We start from the raw sequence: 17,677 nt of genomic DNA on the forward strand, positions 1-17,677 counted from the left end.
ATGCCGGGACTAAACAGTTAGGGCCAGGTTAACCTCCCCGCGGACCATTTGCTCCTCAAGCCGGGCCGTATCAATGGTGCGCCAGGCAATGCGAATACCCGGGGCTTCTGCCCGAATGATTTGGGCAAGCGGTATCAACACCGAATATTGAACATAATCGCTGGCGGCAATGGCGATTGTTGCTTCTATCTGCGTTGGGTCAAACGGGCTGGTTTCGGCAATGACGCGGCGCACCGCCTCGATGGCATCATGCAACGGGGCCTGAAGGTCCAGCGCGCGTTCCGTCGGGATCATGCCGCGTTGGGACGGCAATAAAAGAGGATCACCCAGCAGATCACGCAGCCGGGTCAGCCGGGCCGATATGGCAGGTTGGCTCAGGTTCAGGCGACGGGCGGCATGGGTTACGTTGCGTTCGGCCAGCAATGTATCAAGCGTGACCAGCAAATTAAGATCAAGCTGTTCGATATCCATTCAATTTATACCAGATCATAAAAACTTTAATTTCAACGATAGCAGGGTGATGGGGAATGATCACGCATCAAAGCAGATCATTCTGAAAAGGACGGAATTATGAGTAACATTCTGATTGTGCATGCCCACCCGGAACCCCTGTCGTTAACCAGTGCATTAAAGGATCTGGCGATCACGACATTGCGCAACCAGGGCCATGTCGTGCAGGTATCGGATTTATATGCAATGGGTTGGAAGGCGATTGCCGACGAGGCCGATTTTACCGACAGGGTGGCCGCAGACCGGTTAAGTTATGTTGCGGAATCGCGCCATGCTTTTGCATCCGACAGCCAAAGCCCGGACATAGAGGCCGAACAGAAAAAACTGTTATGGGCCGATGCCGTATTGTTCAGTTTTCCGCTGTGGTGGTTTGGCGCACCTGCAATCTTGAAAGGGTGGTTCGACCGCGTTTTTACCTATGGTTTTGCGTATGGTGTGGGCCAGCACGGCGGCGAACGCTGGGGGGATCGTTATGGCGAAGGGGTTTTGGCCGGGCGTCGGGCAATGCTGGTTGTGCCGATTGGCGGGCGTTTACCCCATTATAGCGATCGCGGGGTGAATGGTAGCCTGGATGATATTTTGTGGCCCCTTCAGCACGGGACGCTGTTTTATCCCGGTTTCGATGTTTTACCTGCCTTCCCGGTATATCAAAGTGACCGGATGGACGACGCCGGCTGGGGACAGGTAAGTACAGACTTTTGCCTTTGTCTGGAGAATTTGTTCACCGTCGCCCCCATCCCTTTTCGAACGCAGAATGGCGGGCATTACGATGCCAGCCAGCGTCTTAAACCGGGCCTTGGGGGTGGTGAAGGCGGCACGCATATTCATCTGGTTCAACCGGGCGACCCCGTGGAAACGGTTGCCGGACGATGGCAGCGTGCCGCTTTCTAGGTTCGGGTGCCTATTTCGCATCCTTTGCTGCAATAATATCGGCTTGATGCACCATAACTTCGGCCTGCTTGATCGATGCAATATCGATCAGGCGGCCATCAAGGGCCACGGCACCGGCCCCTTCATTCTGGGCTTTTTCCATTGCTTCAAGAATGCGTTTGGCTTTGGTTACTTCCGCTTCTGACGGGGAATAAACCTCGTTGGCAAGGGTGATCTGGCTGGGGTGGATCGCCCATTTTCCTTCACATCCCAGCACCATCGCCCGTGCCGCCTGGGCACGATAGCCTTCGGGGTCGGAAAAATCGCCAAACGGGCCGTCAATCGGGCGCAGGCCATTGGCGCGGGCGGCTACTACCATGCGGGCGATGGCGTAATGCCACATATCGCCCCAATGATAATCGCGCGGGGCGTCGCCGTCCTTGTCGGTTAAAACGCCGTAATGCGGGTTGGGGCCGCCAATGCCGGTGGTCATTGCTTTGGTGGATGCCGCATAATCGGCCACACCAAAATGCAGGCTTTCGTTGCGTTGCGATGCGGCGGCAATTTCATGAATGTTTTGCATGCCCAACGCGGTTTCAATGATCAGTTCAAACCCGATGCGTTTTTTGCGCCCCCTGGCGGCCTCGATCTGGGTTGCCAGCATATCAAGGGCATAAACATCGGATGCCGTGCCCACCTTGGGGATCATGATCAGGTCCAGCCGGTCGCCAGCCTGTTCAAGAACATCAACGACATCGCGATACATATAATGCGTATCAAGGCCGTTAATACGGACGGATAAAACCTTGTCGCCCCAGTCAATGTCGTTGATGGCGCTAATGATGTTTTTGCGCGCCTGTTCCTTGTCACGCGGGGCAACGGCATCTTCCAGATCCAGGAAAATGGCGTCGGCCTTTGATTTGGCGGCTTTTTCAAAAAGTTCGATGCGGCTGCCGGGCACGGCCAGCTCGGATCGGTTCAGGCGTGCCGGGGCCGGGGTCGGGGTGGTGAAGCTCATGTCATTCTCCTTGCTGTCATTGCGCAAAACGGCGGATTGCCGTTAAGGGCGCAATGGCGTCAAACCTGTACCGGAGCCTGCCTGGGCAGAAAATGCGGTCTTTTTGTTTTTGCGCCGCAATAATTTGGCGCATGTTAGCAAAATCTGGCGGGTGGCGTCCAATGCGACGATGGTTGGGGGTGCATTTGCCAATAATTATGCGTGGCTAAGGCGAAGCCGGGCCGCAACTGCCGGGCATTGGCGTGTCCGGATCGCGCTGGGGATGATCCGGTTTCGAATGTTACTGGCCAGTATTTGTATGAAATTGAAACTATTATAGGAATTGTTCAGGTTTTATCTTTATATTGCCGATCCAATTTCCGGTTATCGATATAATGGGCCAGGGGTCTGATGCGTCGTGCCTTTTTTGCCTGCATTTCTGTCGGGTCAATACCGCTGTTGATTTTGACAGCGGTAACGGCACTGGCATTTGCGGACAGGGCCGGGGTTTTGCCGGATGGTCTTGTCGGGTTTGTACAGTATCGTCCGTTTTTGATGGCGGTACTTGGTGTGGTACTGGGGGGATGGTTTAACCGGGGGCGCGTTGTTTACGCGATGCTGGTTTTGTTCTTCTGTTACTGGTTCTTTATCGGTGCACCCGCATTCCTGTCGCCAGAGGGTGTGCAATTCCTGCAACTGGCAACACTTTATATTATTCCGGTGAACCTGTTGTTGCTGGCGTTTATGTCGGAACGTGGTGTGTTTCGGAAACGGGGCATTGCGCGCATATTGTTTCTGTCCCTGCAGTTTTTTGCCCTGATGCTTTTTGCTGTCCGGCCCGATGTTTCAACCGCTTTATATAACGTGATGAACATCCGTTTCATTACGTTAGACGGGATGGCAAACACAGTCCCCCAGATGGCCTTTATCATTGCGGCCATAACAGGTGTGGTGTTGCTGGCACGGGGGCGGTCGCTTGAATTTGCGTTTGTTTGTACGTTACCGGCGGTTTTTACGGCCATTGTGGTTGAACCCCGATATGTCCCGTTTGGCTATCTGGCGGCGACGGGCGTGGTTTTGGGCGGTGTTGTTCAGGAAGCCTGGCGCATGGCATTTGTGGATGACCTGACGGGGCTGCCGGGGCGGCGCGCGCTAAGCCATGCACTGGTGGAACTGGGCGGGCAATATTGCATTGCCATGCTTGATGTGGACCACTTTAAAAAATTCAATGACAGCCACGGCCATGACGTTGGTGACATTGTACTGCGCAAGGTGGCCCGGGAACTGGATCATATGGGGGGGGGCGGCAAGGCATTTCGCTATGGTGGCGAAGAATTTGCCATTTTATTTGCCAGCCGAACATCCGTGCGCGCCACGGAAACGCTGGAAATTTTACGCAAAAAAATTGCTGCGACCAAAATTACATTGCCCGAAGCAAAGCGTGGCGTTGGCATTACGGTTTCAATCGGTCTGGCTGAAAGGGCCGAGGGTGAAAGTGACCCCTGGCGCGTATTAAAGTGTGCCGATGAAAAACTATTTGTCGCAAAAGATGCTGGAAGAAACAGAATCCAATTCTGATCGCATGATTGCATTGAAGTCAGAATGAATATTGTGAATTTTATTCAAAATTGTTTGCCTTAATGGCGCAAAAATGAATTTTAATACTTCATTATATTTAGTTTTTATATGTTTGTCTTGTCTGGAATCCGGTAGTAACCTTTCTGTACTTATTCATTCGTGCAGAAAGAGGCGGCCATGACGTGTGTTTCAAATGCCAGTGGTAATAAAGACAGACGGGAAAAGGCAGAAAGTTCGCAATTGACGTAGATTCCACGCTTCTTTTTTGGGGAGCGTTTGAAAACGACGTGGAACGCGACGGTATTTTTGACGTCGATGCCCGTGATTGTGGCAACAAGATTCAGCACAGACCTGCATTTAAAAATTTCCGATTTTCTTGCCACCCCGCCGGGGAAATCAAACGGATAGCCATGGTGATTTCACCGACACGCCCCATGACGTCGTTGGTGTGGAAATCGACAGAATCAACCTGTCGGATATCGCAGATGAATATGTGCAATTTGGCAGCCCGGCCACGCCTTGCAAAGCAGTAGCAGGAAAGTTTCACCCGGTATTTGGCGCGTTATTTGGCCTGTGAGGCCAGGGAGGATGTTATGGCGCAGATCGTCGGAACGGATGCAAATGATACCCTTAAGGACACCGCAGAAAATGACGACATTTTCGGCCTTGATGGCAATGACCGTATTGAAAGCAGCGCCGGACATGATGTGATCGAAGGTGGAGCAGGGGCCGACACCTTTGTTTTTGGCGGAGAAGGTCGAAGTGCAACGCTTTCCTATGTCAGCTCGGATGCCGGGATCAATGTTGATTACGATTACTATTCTGCCGAACTTGATGCCAGCGGCGGGGACGCCGAGGGTGACACGGTCATCAGCACTGCCGGTCGGATCGACATGACGATCATTGGATCGGATCATGATGATCACTTTGATGGCAGAAATGTCGTTTTTGAAGGCGGTGGCGGTGCAGATCATTTCGACGGATATAATGTTGTCAGTTATGCCCACTCAGGTGAAGGGGTTACGGTTGATCTGGCAACCGGATACGCCAGTGGCGGCGATGCCGAAGGTGATAGTTTCGGAACGTATTTTGGCCTTCAGGGTTTGATCGGTTCTGCCCATGATGATTATCTGACCAGTTCACATTACAGCGGAAACCGGATGGATGGCGGCGCGGGCGATGACGTGCTTACCGGGTCCTCTGTCATTGATACCCTGATCGGCGGGGTTGGCGACGATACGCTTGCTGGCGGTGGCGGCAATGACAACATGACGGGCGGCGCCGGTGCCGATCATTTTGATGGCGGGGCCGGTAACCTGGATTCCGTGCATTACGATACGGCGGATGCGACGACGGGTGTTTATGTTGACCTTGCAACGGGTGAAGGGCAGGGAGGCGAAGCCACCGGCGATACCTATAGTGGTGTCGAAGTGGCATATGGCACCAATTTTGATGACACCCTGATTGGCGATGAGGGCGGCAATGTCCTGAGCGGCCTTGGCGGCGATGATTTTATTTTTGGCGGCGGCGGAAATGATTTCCTCCGCGGCGATGAATTTGGCGCGACCAGTAGTGACGATTACCTTGATGGCGGTGTAGGCAATGACGACCTGGAAGGTGGCGGTGGCAGCGACATCCTGATTGGCGGTGATGGCAATGACATCCTGACCGGTGGCCTTGGCGGTGATTTGTTAAAGGGCGGTGCCGGTATCGACACCCTTGATTACAATGATCACGGCGAAAGTGGTGTCCGGGTCAATCTTGCGACCGGCCTTGCCGAAGGCGAAAGTGCCGATGGTGACGTGTTCGAGGATATCGAGAACCTTGGCGGTTCGCGCTATGACGATATTCTGGAAGGCGATCAGGGACGCAATATTATTGAAGGTTCCTTTGGTGACGATATTGTGCGGGGCGCGGGCGGGCATGATGGATTGCGCGGTGGTGCTGGCGATGACACGCTTGTTGGTGGTGATGGCAACGACCTTTTGACCGGTGATGGCGAGGATGCCAACGGCGCGCACGGTGCGGATACCTTCCTGTGGGATACTTTTGAAGGCGGCGCGGAACGTGACCGCATCACCGATTTTGGCAGCGAAGATAAACTGGAATTCAGCGCAGAGTTTCAGGATAAATCCGGCATTCACGATTTTACCGATTTGCTGGCGCATGCCGAACAGAATGACACCGGCGTGTATGTCGATTTTGCCGACGGGCGACATTATGGCTATGGCGTGCAGATCGACGGGATCGATATCTCGCATTTGACACCTGCCAATGTTGTGTTCGACGAACCTGATTCGGACACAGAATCTGTTGGTTTTGAGGGAGATCTGATTTGATTTCCGGCCATGGAGCAGTTGTTGTAAGTAATATTTGAATTTTTTCATGTAAAATAAGATTTTAATTTTCGATGAAAATTGATTTTACTTTAATTTACTCGGAATTAATTTTAATTTTGAGGCAATAACATAATTTATTGCTTCATTTTATTTAGTTTTATTGCATTTGTATTTGTTAACCTGCGGTAGTAGCCTTGGTGTACTTTTTCATCTGTACGCAAGGAGGCGAGAATGGCGAGCATTATCGGAACCAGCGGGAACGACGTGTTAACCGGCACGGAAGAGGTTGATCAGATCTATGGCCTGGCGGGGGATGACCAGCTGACTGCCGTGGGTGACGGTGATGTTCTGGTTGGCGGGGCCGGTGGCGATACCTTTGTGATAGATGAAAGCAGGGTCGAAGTTACCCTTTCATATGAAGGGTCCGAGCAGGCTGTAAATCTGGATTATCGCTTAAATGACGCCCTGATATATCCCGATGCGGTTTTTTCTGCATCGGGTGGCGATGCCGAGGGTGACAGCATTGTCGCCCGGGATTCAGTCGGTCGCCCCACCATCAGCGTGATCGGTAGTGATGGGGATGACCACATTACCGGCGATTTCAGCTATGTTGATGGCGGGGCCGGGGCGGATACTATTCATTTTGAAAAGGGTGAATATCTGTATCGGCAGAGCGTGCTGGATTATTCATCGTCAGATGCAGGCGTGCAGCTTGACCTGAATGACGGTTTGGGGCACGGCGGCGAGGCCGAAGGGGACCAGATATCGTTTTCCGATGATGTGCATACAGTTGAACTTCGCGGAACGGCCTTTGATGATAAGTTCGTCGCCCTGGAAGATGAACGTTCCGTTATTGACAGTGGTGCCGGTGACGACATTTTGATCGGCAGTTCCAAGCTGGACCAGTTCGATGGCGGCAGCGGCGACGACTATATGGATGGCGGTGGCGGCAACGATACCTTTGTTGGCGGGGAAGGGGCCGACTACATGCTGGGCGGCGCAGGCAAAAACACCCTAGACTATCTCGCCTCCGATGCCGGGGTAAATGTGAATTTGCAAACAGGTGAAGGCAGTGGCGGTTATGCCGAAGGCGATACCATCCACGATTTCACGGTTGTCAGCTTAAGCCAGTTTGATGATATCGCGACGGGAACGGATGGGGCCGATACCCTTTTTGGCAGGATGGGGACAGATACCATTTATGGTGGCGATGGCGATGACAGATTGAACGGCGAAACCCTGTATGGCGGGAACGGCAATGACAGCATGGGCAACGATGCTGACGAATATGAAGGTGCTGGTGACAACCCGGATAACTATCTTGATGGCGGTGCCGGGGATGACTCGGTGTATGCCGATGGTGTCGGTCATGACATTTTGATTGGCGGCGACGGCGATGACTGGATGGAAGCCGGTGGTGACTTTGATCCCGAGATAACAGGTAACGCAACACTATGGGGGGGTAGTGGCGATGACTGGCTGTTTTCCCATGATGGTGGTAGCGATACCCTGTTGGGCGGCAGCGGTGATGACACCATTTATGGTGGTGAAAATGGCGACGTTATGGATGGCGGTAGTGGTTTAGATACCCTGTTTGTGACAACTGATCCCGGTAACCCCATAACCGTTGATCTGGCGGCCAGCGAGATTTCCGGCGGTCACTATGAAAATTCCACCATCAGCAACTTTGAAAACCTTACCGGCAGTTATGGCGATGACATTTTTTTCGGTGATGACGGTCGCAATGTACTTTACGGCGAGTGGGGGAATGATTCTCTGAGCGGTGGCGGCGGTGATGATTTGTTACAAGGCCTCGGTGACGATGATTTTCTTTCCGGCGATGATGGACGCGACCGGCTGGAAGGTGGTTCTGGCACTGACTATCTGAAGGGCGGTAATGGCCATGATGTGCTTCAGGGAGGGGATGGTAATGACGTGCTTGAAGGCGGAGATGGCAATGATTATCTGATCGGCGACGTTCACCACAGAGGACTTGCGTCGGGGGCGGATACCTTTTTATGGGATGATTATGAAGGTGGTGCCGAGCGTGACCGTATCGTCGATTTTCAGGCTGATGGATCAAATGCCGATTACATAAAACTGTCGGACAATTTTCAGTATAAATCCGGCATTACCAATTTTGAGGGTTTTATCGACCACGCCGAGCAGAATGATACCGGTGTTTATATCGATTTCGCCAATGGGGCGCATTATGATTATGGTGTCCAAATTGATGGCATCACGATAGATGACCTGGACGAAGACCATGTTGTTTTTGATGATGGCATGGTCGTTAGCTAAGCTGGCGTTAAGTGTTCACACCCATTGATGAAACAAATCACAAGGGCCCGCCGCAGTGCGATGGGCCCTTGTTGCGTGCAACAAAATATGACGCGTTTCCTGGCGCGGTTTATTTGCCTGTTTCGTCGAATTTGAAAAGCAGCCGCAGGGACCCCGCTGTATTGGCAAGGGTTGCCAGGCAGGCGGCGGCACGGTCCGCCGGGATGGCAACGGCAAAGCGTGTGGTATAAACGCGCGAATCGTTTTCACTGGACGCGCTGGCGGCCAGTTGCACAATATTGGCGTTAAATTCGATAAATATTTCTGACAGGCGGGCAATCAGGCCGGGCTGGTCGATGCCGGAACATTCAATCATATGGGTGGCACCGGGGGCATTGGCCGCTGGCAGAACCGGGTAAATCGCCTCTACCGTGACTTCTGCCTGTTCCATCGACAGTTCGCACAAGGCCACTTCGCATTCGGTGATTGGGCAGGTGACGGGTAATTCGCACTCGGTGGTAAATGTGGCGCGGCCCTGATCAAGGGCAAAACCGGTAGGGCCAAGATTAACGCCAATATCAAACAGGCGACCGGTAATGTCGGACACCAGACCAACCCGGTCCTGGCAGGAAATGGTAATGCGGGTATTGGCGTTCATGGATGTCTCCGTTGTTGTCCGGCAAGCTGGCAGGCGCAAGAATATTGCTGCTCACACTTTATATTATCGTGCGCCAACTATTTAGCACAGCTTTGCCGTGCCATTCCATCCAACTTCTTGGGGCAGTCGTGGCCGAGGTCAATTTCGTGGTGCGCGATATTTGGATCATCATCATATGCCCCGGGTGATTTGCGGGGCCGTGGCTGATGGCATTCGTGCGGGGGAACGGGAACCCGGAAAAAACAAAGGCTCGACGCGTTAACGTCGAGCCTTTCAATGGTGCGCCCAGAAGGATTCGAACCTCCGGCCTTCTGATTCGTAGTCAGATGCTCTATCCAGCTGAGCTATGGGCGCATCGTCCTTGTTTCCGGCGGCTTGCGAAGTGTGCTCCCCGTCGGCGGAGCGGAACTTATGAAAACGCGTTGCCCTTTGCAAGCGGTAATTTTCAAAAAACTGTATTTTTTCTTCAGGGCCGTAAAAAATCGTCCATAAAGGCGGTTGAAGAGCGCTGTTTTCCGCCATGTTAGCGATTATCGCTATGTTACGGGAAAAAAGGGGGAAATGCGTCTTGTTCCTTAGGGAACCCTCTATTAAGATGCTTTTCAATCCCAGGGGAGCAGGGGCTTGTTTCTTCTATAAAAAAGCAGGCTCAGGGAGATTCGCTTATTCCTATTAGGTAATTGATCGAAATGGCCGTTCGCAAAACCTACCTCGCCGTTTTCGGCGTCGCCCTGCTGTTAGGCGGGTGTTCAAATTCTACCGATGCCATGTGGCCGGCGCTCAGTGGGGAGGATGCCGGAAATTCGGCTAACCAGTCTTCCGCAAATATGGGAGCCGGACAGGCGGATGTCGGGACAGGGGCCGGACAGGCCGATGTCGTGCGCAGTACGCAGCCATTAACCGGTATGTCATCGACAGGTACTTTTGTCGGGACCAAGGTTGAAAGCATGCGTCAGGAGCTTAACCGCCTGAAGTCTGCACTCAACACCCACAACAACGAACTGCAAAGTCTGCGTGCCCAGACGGTAAGCCATTCACAGGCCTATCATGGTACGGTTGCGGCAATTAATGCCCGCTTGCAGGTTGGCACCACGCCGGGCAACCCGGTGCTGGTTAACCAGTGGAACCAGGCCCAGCAGGAACTTGACCGGGTGAATGGCGATATCGCGTCGCTAAATTCGCTGGCCAATGATGTTGCTGCCGATTCCACCTTGTCGACTTTCCTTTTGGAATCGGTACGTTCCGCGTATCAGGTTTCCGGTGCGGTTGATGAAGATCACCGTCAACTGGCCATGCTGGAAGACGAAACCAACCGGACGTCGGTTCTGATTGATCGGTTGTTGGGTGAAATCAGCGAAGACCTGTCACGCCAGACCAATTATATTGCAGGCGAACGTTCCAATTTGAACGCCTTGTCGCTTGCCGTTAAAAATGGCGAGATTTTTGGCGCGTCGCTGGCAACCAAGTCTGCACCGGCACAGCCGATTGCAAGTAACCGGGATATGCCCGACTCGGGTGATCGTCCGCTTGTGGTTATCCGTTTTGACAGTGCCAGCGTGAAATACGAACAGGCACTTTATAACGCTGTTAATCGCGCGCTGGAACGTCGTCCTGATGCGACCTTTGACATTGTGGCTGTGACGCCGAACCGGGGTACCCCGGCACAGGTTGCACTAAACAGCAGCAAGGCAAAGCGCGACGCGCAAAGTGTTGTGCGCTCATTAACCGATATGGGCATGCCCAATTCACGTGTTCGCCTGTCAGACTCGACGAGTTCTGCCGTCTCGGCAAATGAAGTTCACGTTTTCGTTCGCTAGTCAGTTTCGATCCTGATCGGGTGAACGGCCAAAACAGGGTGCCTCCTTTCGGGGGTGCCCTTTTTCCTGTTGGGCCCTGGGAAATTGCTGTTGGCAGCATGGTTTTCTTCGATGCCTTTTGTCAGAAAACGCGCCGGTTTTATGCCGATGGGTGTCGATAACGATGGCATCACGAAAGCATGTTCGTGCAATTTGCTCGGGGTCTATGGGTGGATATGATAGATATGGCCCGGTAACCGGTTTTTGTTTTGGCAGCAATTTTTGAGGCGACAATGGCCGATTTGGTGAATTTGCGTCAGCATCGCAAACGCAAGGCGCGCGACGAAAAATCGAAAAAGGCGGATGCCAACCGCGTCGAATTTGGCCGAACCCGCGCCGAACGCAGTGAAACCCGCGCCCTGAAAGATATGGCCACGAAAAAAATTGAAGGCCACCTGCGCGATAAGGTGGATGCGCCGGCAAAAAACATGGATGCAAGCCCGGATCCGAATTTAAACGCTGCGATATCAGGCGGTGTGCCAGAAATAGAGCGCCCTCGCCGTGCGAAAACGGATCATGTTGGGCGTAATGGCAGTAAGACGCCCAACGCAGCTGGTGGTGAGCCGTTGCCATCCGATTGCGACAAACGCCCCGCCAAAACCCAGCAAGCCACCAGTACGCTTAAAACGCCGCAAGGGGATAATGACGGCGATAGCATGGTTCCAGCAGATGACAAGGCATTGGCCGGGCAGGCTGATGCAACCTTGCCAAAAAACGGTGATGAGGCTGAGGTTTCCCGTGTCGTTCAAATTGCGGCATGGCGTGGTAAAAAACCGACCCCGAAAAATTCCTGAAATCGGAATGGCGGTAAATGATTGTGGTAATGGCTGCGATTCAGCGGAGAGCGGTTGGCCGATCACGCTTTTATTGCCAGATCATGCTATTTCCAGATGGGAACCTGACCTCGGGATATCGGCGCATGCTGTAAATTCGGGATGGCAGCGCAGGTGCCATGTTGGGGGATGTACGCGGTGAAAATTTCCCGCGATAACGCGCCGCTTTGCGGATATCTGCCGGTGGAGATATCGGGCGGAAGCTGATTGATTTGATAAATTCCGTCACGCGATTGCATCGTGCATCAGGGCACAATGGGTGCAGCTCCATTTGCAATACCGTGTCCGGTTTTGCAAGTTTCGCGGCGTTGGTTAACGCCATATGTCAAATAGCCGCTTTTGTGATGTTCACTATCACGGTTTTAGCATCAGCTCAGCAGTGTTTCCTTTTCGCGTTTGTCCTGGTCCAGCGCTTCGTCCCAGCCCATCAGCCAGTCTTCATGTTCGCGACAATCGGCGGGATAGGGGTTTTCTGTCAGGCGGTGGGCGCCAAGACCGGCCGAAAACCCATATCCATACGCGGGGTTGGGCAAGGGGCGTGATTGCGTGACGGGCGCGTTGTCGCTGTAGATCCGGTTGCGAAAGGCAGGCAGTGAACACAGAACACCGTCATCAATACCTAGTGGATACGTGATCAGCATGGCCTCGCCCAGCGACGTAATTGCCAGTGTGCCATCATCGGCAATACGAATCAGACCCGCCATTTTCAGGTGGGATGCGGCATATTCGATGCGGGAACGTAAGGTCGGGGTATCTTGCAGGGTGATCTGGATGCCGTCATCATCACAGCAGAACAGCGCAAGGACTTTATCCCTGAGGGCGTCAGGACCAAGGTTGGCGCTGGCCGAGCGTAGAATTGTCAACATCAGGGCCGGGTCGCCAGGGGTGTAATCTGTTGTGGTCGTCATTATGGGCCTCCGTCTTTGGCGAAACGAATTCCCTCCCAAGGGGCAACCATTATTGTTTGCGGTATGAATACCCGGTTGCGTTATTATTATTATAGTTTGCAGATATGTTTCAAACTTGTGAAGACAAGAGTGCGCCCCGGTAGAATTTTTTTATGTTTTAATGTGATATCGGGATTGTAATGCGCGCAAAAGGAATAGGTAGACGCGAAGTGTATTGAAAATACTCGCGTATTGCGGGCGTCAGGCGATGGTTTTTATTTGCCTTGATTGCGATGTTGTCCGCACATGACTTGTATAAAACAAGCTCCACAGGCACGGCATATGATGTGAAACAGGCATAATCGGCTGTTTGTGTCCTGTTATGTTATGTCGCACGGTTTCCTGTTCCCGGGGTGATTTTTTTGTCCTGGTCGGTTTCATCGGGGCTGCGCCAGACACGAACCCGATTGCGTCCGCTTTCCTTGGCGGCATAAAGGGCGCGATCCGCTTTTTCAATGATTTGACCGATCTGCCTGTCCGCCAGGATCGGGGCGGCACCAATGGATGTGGTTACAGGCAATGACATGCCGTTCGACAAGGTCACCGGTGATGCCTCGATTACGCGGCGCAGCCGTTCCAGAACGCGGGCGGTCTGGCGCATGTCGGCATTTGGCAGGCAAATCAGGAATTCCTCGCCGCCATAACGGTAAACCTTGTCAAATGGCCGCACATGCGATTGCAAGATACCGGCAACAGATTGCAAAACAAGGTCGCCATTCTGATGGCCGTGCGTATCGTTAACAGCCTTGAAAAAATCCAGATCGACAAGGGCAATGGCCGCTGATGAATGGGTGCGGATTGACCTTTCCCGTTCGATTTCCAAATCAGAGAGCATGGTCTGGCGGTTATAAACGCCGGTTAACGGGTCCACGTCGGAGCGCGCGGTGCGAAATGCCCGTTCCAGCCGCCGTATTTGGGCAAAAAACGATTCGGCCCGTAATGCCATCGCATCATATTCAGCCGCATCAACCGTGCCCGTCCGGTTTGAATGATCCATTAATCGGCGGGCACATGCATGAAGCTGTTCATGGGTGGCAGCCAGCGATTTGATCGCTGGCTGGTCAAGCAGGCGGTTATGCCGGTTTAATGCATACCAGGCGCCAAAATTGCAGTCATGATCATGTGCGTGGTCATGTGTGTGAGGGCTGGCGTACTGTGGAACTGTTTGTGAGGGGGCCGGGGTGTCTTGCGACCGGGGGCTGGGCGCGTCATCGTGGCGTACCAGCAATCGCCGGTTCCATTCCAGCACCAGGGAAATATGTTCGGAAAGGGCTGTTTCCAGTTCCGCGAGGATATCGCGTTCGGCATCGACAAAATTTCCGACCGCGATGCTTTCGGGCATGTCTGTGTCGCCATGACCAGGTGTGTCATGATCGCGGTTGGTCATTTCATCCATCGGTGCAGCCATAGTGCGCAGTTCCGTTTCTTTTGGGGCATATATTTACATCAGGCATCTGTGGCATTAGCGATAGATGGCGTGGGAAAGACATCGTCAAATGTCTGTGCCAGTAGCTGATCGAGTTGCGCCATGGTGATGTCGACTCCCAGATCTTGCAGGCTGGTAACGCCATGTTCGGCAATGCCGCAGGGCACGATGCCGCCAAAATGTGTCAAATCCGGGTTTAAATTAATCGCAATTCCGTGAAATGTGACCCAGCGCCGAACCCGAACCCCAATAGCCGCGATTTTGTCTTCGCGGCCATTGCCACGGTCCACCCAGATGCCAACCCGGCCGTCGCGGCGTTCACCGGTGACACCGGCCAGCGCCAGTGTGCGAATAATCCATTCTTCCAGGCTGTGAACATAGGCACGCACATCACGGCCCCGTTTGCGCAGGTCCATCATCAGATAGGCCGTGCGCTGACCCGGGCCATGATAGGTGTACTGGCCGCCGCGCCCGGCGTCGTAAACGGGGAAACGGTCCGGCTCTACCAGGTCTTCGCGTTTTGAACTGGTGCCCGCCGTGTAAAGAGGGGGATGTTCCACCAGCCAGATCAGTTCGTTCGCGTCGTTGCGATAAATGGCGTCGGCGCGGGATTCCATTTCCAAAAGAGCTTCGGGGTAGGAAACCGGGCTGGTTGCGACCCGCCATTCCGGCTTTTTAGCCTTAAAATCGATACTTTTCATTTTTCCTGTCAAATAAATGAAAACTCCCCTTGATTGGGGTCAGGCTTTTTGCTATCTCCCTTTCCGCGCCAAGGCAAGCCCGCAAAGTTACCTCACAGGGCTTGTTACTACTATATATGCGGTCGTGGCGGAATTGGTAGACGCGCAGCGTTGAGGTCGCTGTGGGCTAACCCCCGTGGAAGTTCGAGTCTTCTCGACCGCACCAAAAAGGCCTTTCCTTGTTTTGCAAGGAAGGGCCTTTCTGATTCTGGCCCAAAATTGTATTTCAGGCTTGGCTGCAATGGTTTTATACGTGTCATTGCCATGCCGGGGCCGGCGATAAATTTCCATATTCTTTAATAGATAAATACCTACTTCTGTATATTATTATTGTTCTATCGGGGTATAGGGCAAAATTAATATCTGTTCCAATAATGCTTGGGTGGCAGGATTTGTATGCGCAAAACGCCGGGATACCGCGGGTTTTGCTTTTGCCCTTATATTTGCTGTGGCTGTGCAATGCAGATGCAGGCTGGAACACGGGGAGTGCAGAATTAAAATATGTCTATTCGAATAAAGATTGCCAGGACAGAAAAAGAACTGAGCGACGTTTATCGGCTGCGGTATCAGGTTTATTCGGAACAGGGACATTTTGCCGAAAAATATGACGGGGCCGTGGTGGACTTGTTTGATGCCATTCCATCAGTTGCCAACATCATTGCCTATAGCGATGAAACACCTGTTGCGACGATTCGGGTGAATCGCGATTCAACCTTGCAGTTGCCATCCGATCATTCGTTTGATTTTTCAAGCTATCGGCAAAAAATAACCATACAGGAACAGGTTGCAGGCCGCCCGGCACCGGTATTTGCCAGTGCGGGTATGCTGGCCATTGTTGCGCAATGGCGTAACCGCCGGAACGTTTTTGGCGGGCTGTTTCGCATGGCTGTTGATATTGGTCATATGTGGGGGGTAACCCATATTATCGCGACGGTTAATTCCGATACGTCGGGTATCTATCAACGCCTGGGCTGGGAACGGCTTTCAGAACCCTTGCAACTGGGCAGCCTCGGGGTTGAAATTACGCCGTTTGTGACACCGATGGAGCCGATGTATCGCTGGGCCTTTGGCATGTTCAAGGAACAAAAAGACCTGCTGGATCATTTTAGCGGCAGTTTTCAGTGGCTTCTGGTGGATGCGGGAACCGAGATTTTCGCGCAGGACGAGGCCTTTTTGATAACCAAGGGCGGGATCGACATCACCCGTTATCACGAACCTTCGGACCGAACCCTGCGTTTGGCCAAATTGGGGGCGGGGGATATGTTTGGTGAATTGTCCCTGATCGATTCGTCGCCGCGCTCGGCATCGGCTGTGGCAAGCCGGAATACTGAACTGGTGGTGATTAATCGTGAAACGTTCTGGCAAAAAAGCAACGAGGACCCGTCACGGTTAAAAGACCTGATGCAGATCCTTTCAAGTCGCCTGCGCGATGCCAATAACCTGAGCATGATATATGCCTATGCGCCCCTGGCCGAGCGTCTGGCGTATTTTACCGACATGGTGCGCAAGGCCGCCATTCCCGACCCGCGCGACCCGACAATTCTTAAATCCCGGGTATCCTTGCAGGAATTTGCCGAAATGGCGTTGGCACCTGTCGAGGAAGCGCAAAGCTATCTGGAAATATTGAAAAATCAAAAACTGCTGGAATATTCCACGCGGCACATTACCTTTTTTGGGGACGAAGCAAAGTGAAGGAAAATACCGCAAGTTCGACGGCATATACGGTTTTACAGGGGCTGGTTTTTACCGCGAAATGTACGTCGCAAAGTTATCTGGTGCCCGATGAAATACGGCGTCTTGGCGAATGTGTTTTGGCGGCATCCGAAGAAGGCCGTGCGCGTCTGGCCGAGCTGGACCATCCGTTGGTGCGGTTAAAAACCGCCATTCGTGAATTTATTTTTCTGCCCGGCATTACCCTGCACTACATTTTGCGCAAACGCTGTATCGAGGATAAAACCCGTGCCACCATTGCCGCCGGTGCAAAACAGGTCATTAGTCTTGGTGCCGGGTTTGACAGCCTTGCCTTTCGGCTGTCTTGTGAATTTCCCGATGTTAATTTTATTGAGATTGACCACCCCGATACCCAGAAATTCAAGGCCGATGCCTTTAAAAATGCTGCCGAGGCACAGGCCGGCCTTGCCAATGTGAATTATCTGAGCGTCGATTTTACCCATCAGAATATCGAAGACAGATTACGGTCATTTGAACCGTTTGACAGCGAGCGTCCGACCCTTTTCATTAGCGAGGGTGTGACGATGTATCTGACAACCGAGGAGGTGACGCATATGTTTACCTCTATCCGTAATTTGTGCGGGGTTGGAACCCGGTTTTTATTTACCGCAGTGGAGCCGCGCGAAAGCCCGCGCAACAATACCCGGCTGGCCCTTTTCCTGTATCTGAAACTGATTGGCGAGCCGATTAAATGGTCGATGGAGGCCCCGGAGATGGCAGCATTTCTGGCAAAGCAGCGTTGCAAATTACTTACGATTGATGCCACAGACGATTTTAAGAACGCCTATATGCAGCCGGGAAAACACCCCCGTTTGCATTACGGCGAATATGTCACGTTGGCCGAGTTCGAGTAAGGGATTGCCACTAGATCGTTCCAATTTGTCAGGGTGGCAAAAGATCGGACAAACAGAG

General features: G+C 52.8%; 14 protein-coding genes and 2 tRNA genes. 9 read left to right on the forward strand and 7 right to left on the reverse strand.

Annotated features, from left to right (window positions below; all coding sequences use genetic code 11):
• Positions 1-9 precede the first annotated feature (9 nt).
• Positions 10-471, reverse strand: a complete 462-nt coding sequence (locus THS27_RS27605; protein WP_085593537.1) for a LysR family transcriptional regulator — start codon at positions 469-471, stop codon at positions 10-12.
• Between the two features lie 99 nt (positions 472-570).
• Here THS27_RS27605 and THS27_RS18450 point away from each other — a divergent pair, with 99 nt between their 5' ends.
• Positions 571-1,401: an NAD(P)H-dependent oxidoreductase gene (locus tag THS27_RS18450; protein ID WP_085593538.1), complete on the forward strand. Its 831-nt coding sequence runs from the start codon at positions 571-573 to the stop codon at positions 1,399-1,401.
• Positions 1,402-1,411: 10 nt separating this feature from the next.
• Here the strand turns inward: THS27_RS18450 and THS27_RS18455 are convergent, their stop codons facing one another.
• Positions 1,412-2,398, reverse strand: coding sequence for a CoA ester lyase (locus tag THS27_RS18455; RefSeq protein WP_085593539.1), 987 nt, complete (start codon positions 2,396-2,398; stop codon positions 1,412-1,414).
• 390 nt (positions 2,399-2,788) lie between these two features.
• Between THS27_RS18455 and THS27_RS18465 the strand changes: the two genes are divergently transcribed.
• The 3 genes from THS27_RS18465 (at position 2,789) to THS27_RS27660 (ending at position 8,595) form a co-directional block, all read left to right on the forward strand.
• A complete protein-coding gene (locus THS27_RS18465; protein WP_085593541.1) occupies positions 2,789-3,955 on the forward strand; it encodes a diguanylate cyclase in 1,167 nt (388 codons plus the stop codon).
• 593 nt (positions 3,956-4,548) lie between these two features.
• Positions 4,549-6,294: a calcium-binding protein gene (locus THS27_RS27655; protein ID WP_085593543.1), complete on the forward strand. Its 1,746-nt coding sequence runs from the start codon at positions 4,549-4,551 to the stop codon at positions 6,292-6,294.
• 231 nt (positions 6,295-6,525) lie between these two features.
• Positions 6,526-8,595 (forward strand): hypothetical protein, encoded by a 2,070-nt coding sequence (locus THS27_RS27660; protein ID WP_085593544.1) that lies wholly within the window; start codon positions 6,526-6,528, stop codon positions 8,593-8,595.
• 109 nt (positions 8,596-8,704) lie between these two features.
• Here THS27_RS27660 and THS27_RS18485 read toward each other — a convergent pair whose 3' ends face one another.
• Positions 8,705-9,232: a glycine cleavage system protein R gene (locus THS27_RS18485; protein WP_085593545.1), complete on the reverse strand. Its 528-nt coding sequence runs from the start codon at positions 9,230-9,232 to the stop codon at positions 8,705-8,707.
• 277 nt (positions 9,233-9,509) lie between these two features.
• A tRNA-Arg gene (locus tag THS27_RS18495) sits at positions 9,510-9,586 on the reverse strand.
• Positions 9,587-9,921: 335 nt separating this feature from the next.
• On the opposite strand from THS27_RS18495, the gene THS27_RS18500 reads away from it, so the two are divergent.
• On the forward strand, positions 9,922-11,049 hold the full coding sequence (locus THS27_RS18500; RefSeq protein WP_085593547.1) for a hypothetical protein: 1,128 nt from the start codon (positions 9,922-9,924) through the stop codon (positions 11,047-11,049).
• Between the two features lie 248 nt (positions 11,050-11,297).
• The gene (locus THS27_RS18505; protein ID WP_246833017.1) at positions 11,298-11,882 is read left to right on the forward strand and encodes a DUF4169 family protein; all 585 of its coding nucleotides are present in this window, start codon (positions 11,298-11,300) and stop codon (positions 11,880-11,882) included.
• A gap of 407 nt (positions 11,883-12,289) precedes the next feature.
• Here the strand turns inward: THS27_RS18505 and THS27_RS18515 are convergent, their stop codons facing one another.
• The 3 genes from THS27_RS18515 to lipB all read right to left on the reverse strand — a co-directional run bounded on the left by THS27_RS18515 (position 12,290) and on the right by lipB (position 14,995).
• Positions 12,290-12,829 carry a hypothetical protein gene (locus tag THS27_RS18515; RefSeq protein ID WP_085593549.1) on the reverse strand — a complete coding sequence of 180 codons (540 nt, stop codon included), beginning with the start codon at positions 12,827-12,829 and terminating at the stop codon, positions 12,290-12,292.
• A gap of 364 nt (positions 12,830-13,193) precedes the next feature.
• The gene (locus tag THS27_RS18520; protein WP_246833018.1) at positions 13,194-14,276 is read right to left on the reverse strand and encodes a diguanylate cyclase; all 1,083 of its coding nucleotides are present in this window, start codon (positions 14,274-14,276) and stop codon (positions 13,194-13,196) included.
• A gap of 38 nt (positions 14,277-14,314) precedes the next feature.
• Complete coding sequence (gene lipB / locus THS27_RS18525) at positions 14,315-14,995, reverse strand: lipoyl(octanoyl) transferase LipB (RefSeq protein ID WP_085593550.1); 681 nt, start codon at positions 14,993-14,995, stop codon at positions 14,315-14,317.
• 118 nt (positions 14,996-15,113) lie between these two features.
• Here lipB and THS27_RS18530 point away from each other — a divergent pair.
• The 3 genes from THS27_RS18530 to THS27_RS18540 all read left to right on the forward strand — a co-directional run bounded on the left by THS27_RS18530 (position 15,114) and on the right by THS27_RS18540 (position 17,619).
• Positions 15,114-15,200 (forward strand) — tRNA-Leu (locus THS27_RS18530).
• A 335-nt stretch (positions 15,201-15,535) separates the two neighbouring features.
• On the forward strand, positions 15,536-16,726 hold the full coding sequence (locus tag THS27_RS18535; protein WP_085593551.1) for a cyclic nucleotide-binding domain-containing protein: 1,191 nt from the start codon (positions 15,536-15,538) through the stop codon (positions 16,724-16,726).
• Positions 16,723-17,619, forward strand: coding sequence for a class I SAM-dependent methyltransferase (locus THS27_RS18540; RefSeq protein WP_168184944.1), 897 nt, complete (start codon positions 16,723-16,725; stop codon positions 17,617-17,619). The genes THS27_RS18535 and THS27_RS18540 overlap by 4 nt, the downstream gene beginning before the upstream one ends.
• The last annotated feature ends 58 nt before the right edge of the window (positions 17,620-17,677 follow it).

Source organism: Thalassospira sp. MCCC 1A01428 (genome assembly GCF_002115825.1).
GTDB lineage: Bacteria > Pseudomonadota > Alphaproteobacteria > Rhodospirillales > Thalassospiraceae > Thalassospira.

Excerpts from the sequence above, each read along its gene's own strand:
- THS27_RS27605 (WP_085593537.1), bottom strand. The coding sequence starts at position 471 with ATGGATATCGAACAGCTTGATCTTAATTTGCTGGTCACGCTTGATACA.
- THS27_RS18450 (WP_085593538.1), top strand. The coding sequence starts at position 571 with ATGAGTAACATTCTGATTGTGCATGCCCACCCGGAACCCCTGTCGTTA.
- THS27_RS18455 (WP_085593539.1), bottom strand. The coding sequence starts at position 2,398 with ATGAGCTTCACCACCCCGACCCCGGCCCCGGCACGCCTGAACCGATCC.
- THS27_RS18465 (WP_085593541.1), top strand. The coding sequence starts at position 2,789 with ATGCGTCGTGCCTTTTTTGCCTGCATTTCTGTCGGGTCAATACCGCTG.
- THS27_RS27655 (WP_085593543.1), top strand. The coding sequence starts at position 4,549 with ATGGCGCAGATCGTCGGAACGGATGCAAATGATACCCTTAAGGACACC.
- THS27_RS27660 (WP_085593544.1), top strand. The coding sequence starts at position 6,526 with ATGGCGAGCATTATCGGAACCAGCGGGAACGACGTGTTAACCGGCACG.
- THS27_RS18485 (WP_085593545.1), bottom strand. The coding sequence starts at position 9,232 with ATGAACGCCAATACCCGCATTACCATTTCCTGCCAGGACCGGGTTGGT.
- THS27_RS18500 (WP_085593547.1), top strand. The coding sequence starts at position 9,922 with ATGGCCGTTCGCAAAACCTACCTCGCCGTTTTCGGCGTCGCCCTGCTG.
- THS27_RS18515 (WP_085593549.1), bottom strand. The coding sequence starts at position 12,829 with ATGACGACCACAACAGATTACACCCCTGGCGACCCGGCCCTGATGTTG.
- THS27_RS18520 (WP_246833018.1), bottom strand. The coding sequence starts at position 14,276 with ATGGCTGCACCGATGGATGAAATGACCAACCGCGATCATGACACACCT.
- lipB (WP_085593550.1), bottom strand. The coding sequence starts at position 14,995 with ATGAAAAGTATCGATTTTAAGGCTAAAAAGCCGGAATGGCGGGTCGCA.
- THS27_RS18535 (WP_085593551.1), top strand. The coding sequence starts at position 15,536 with ATGTCTATTCGAATAAAGATTGCCAGGACAGAAAAAGAACTGAGCGAC.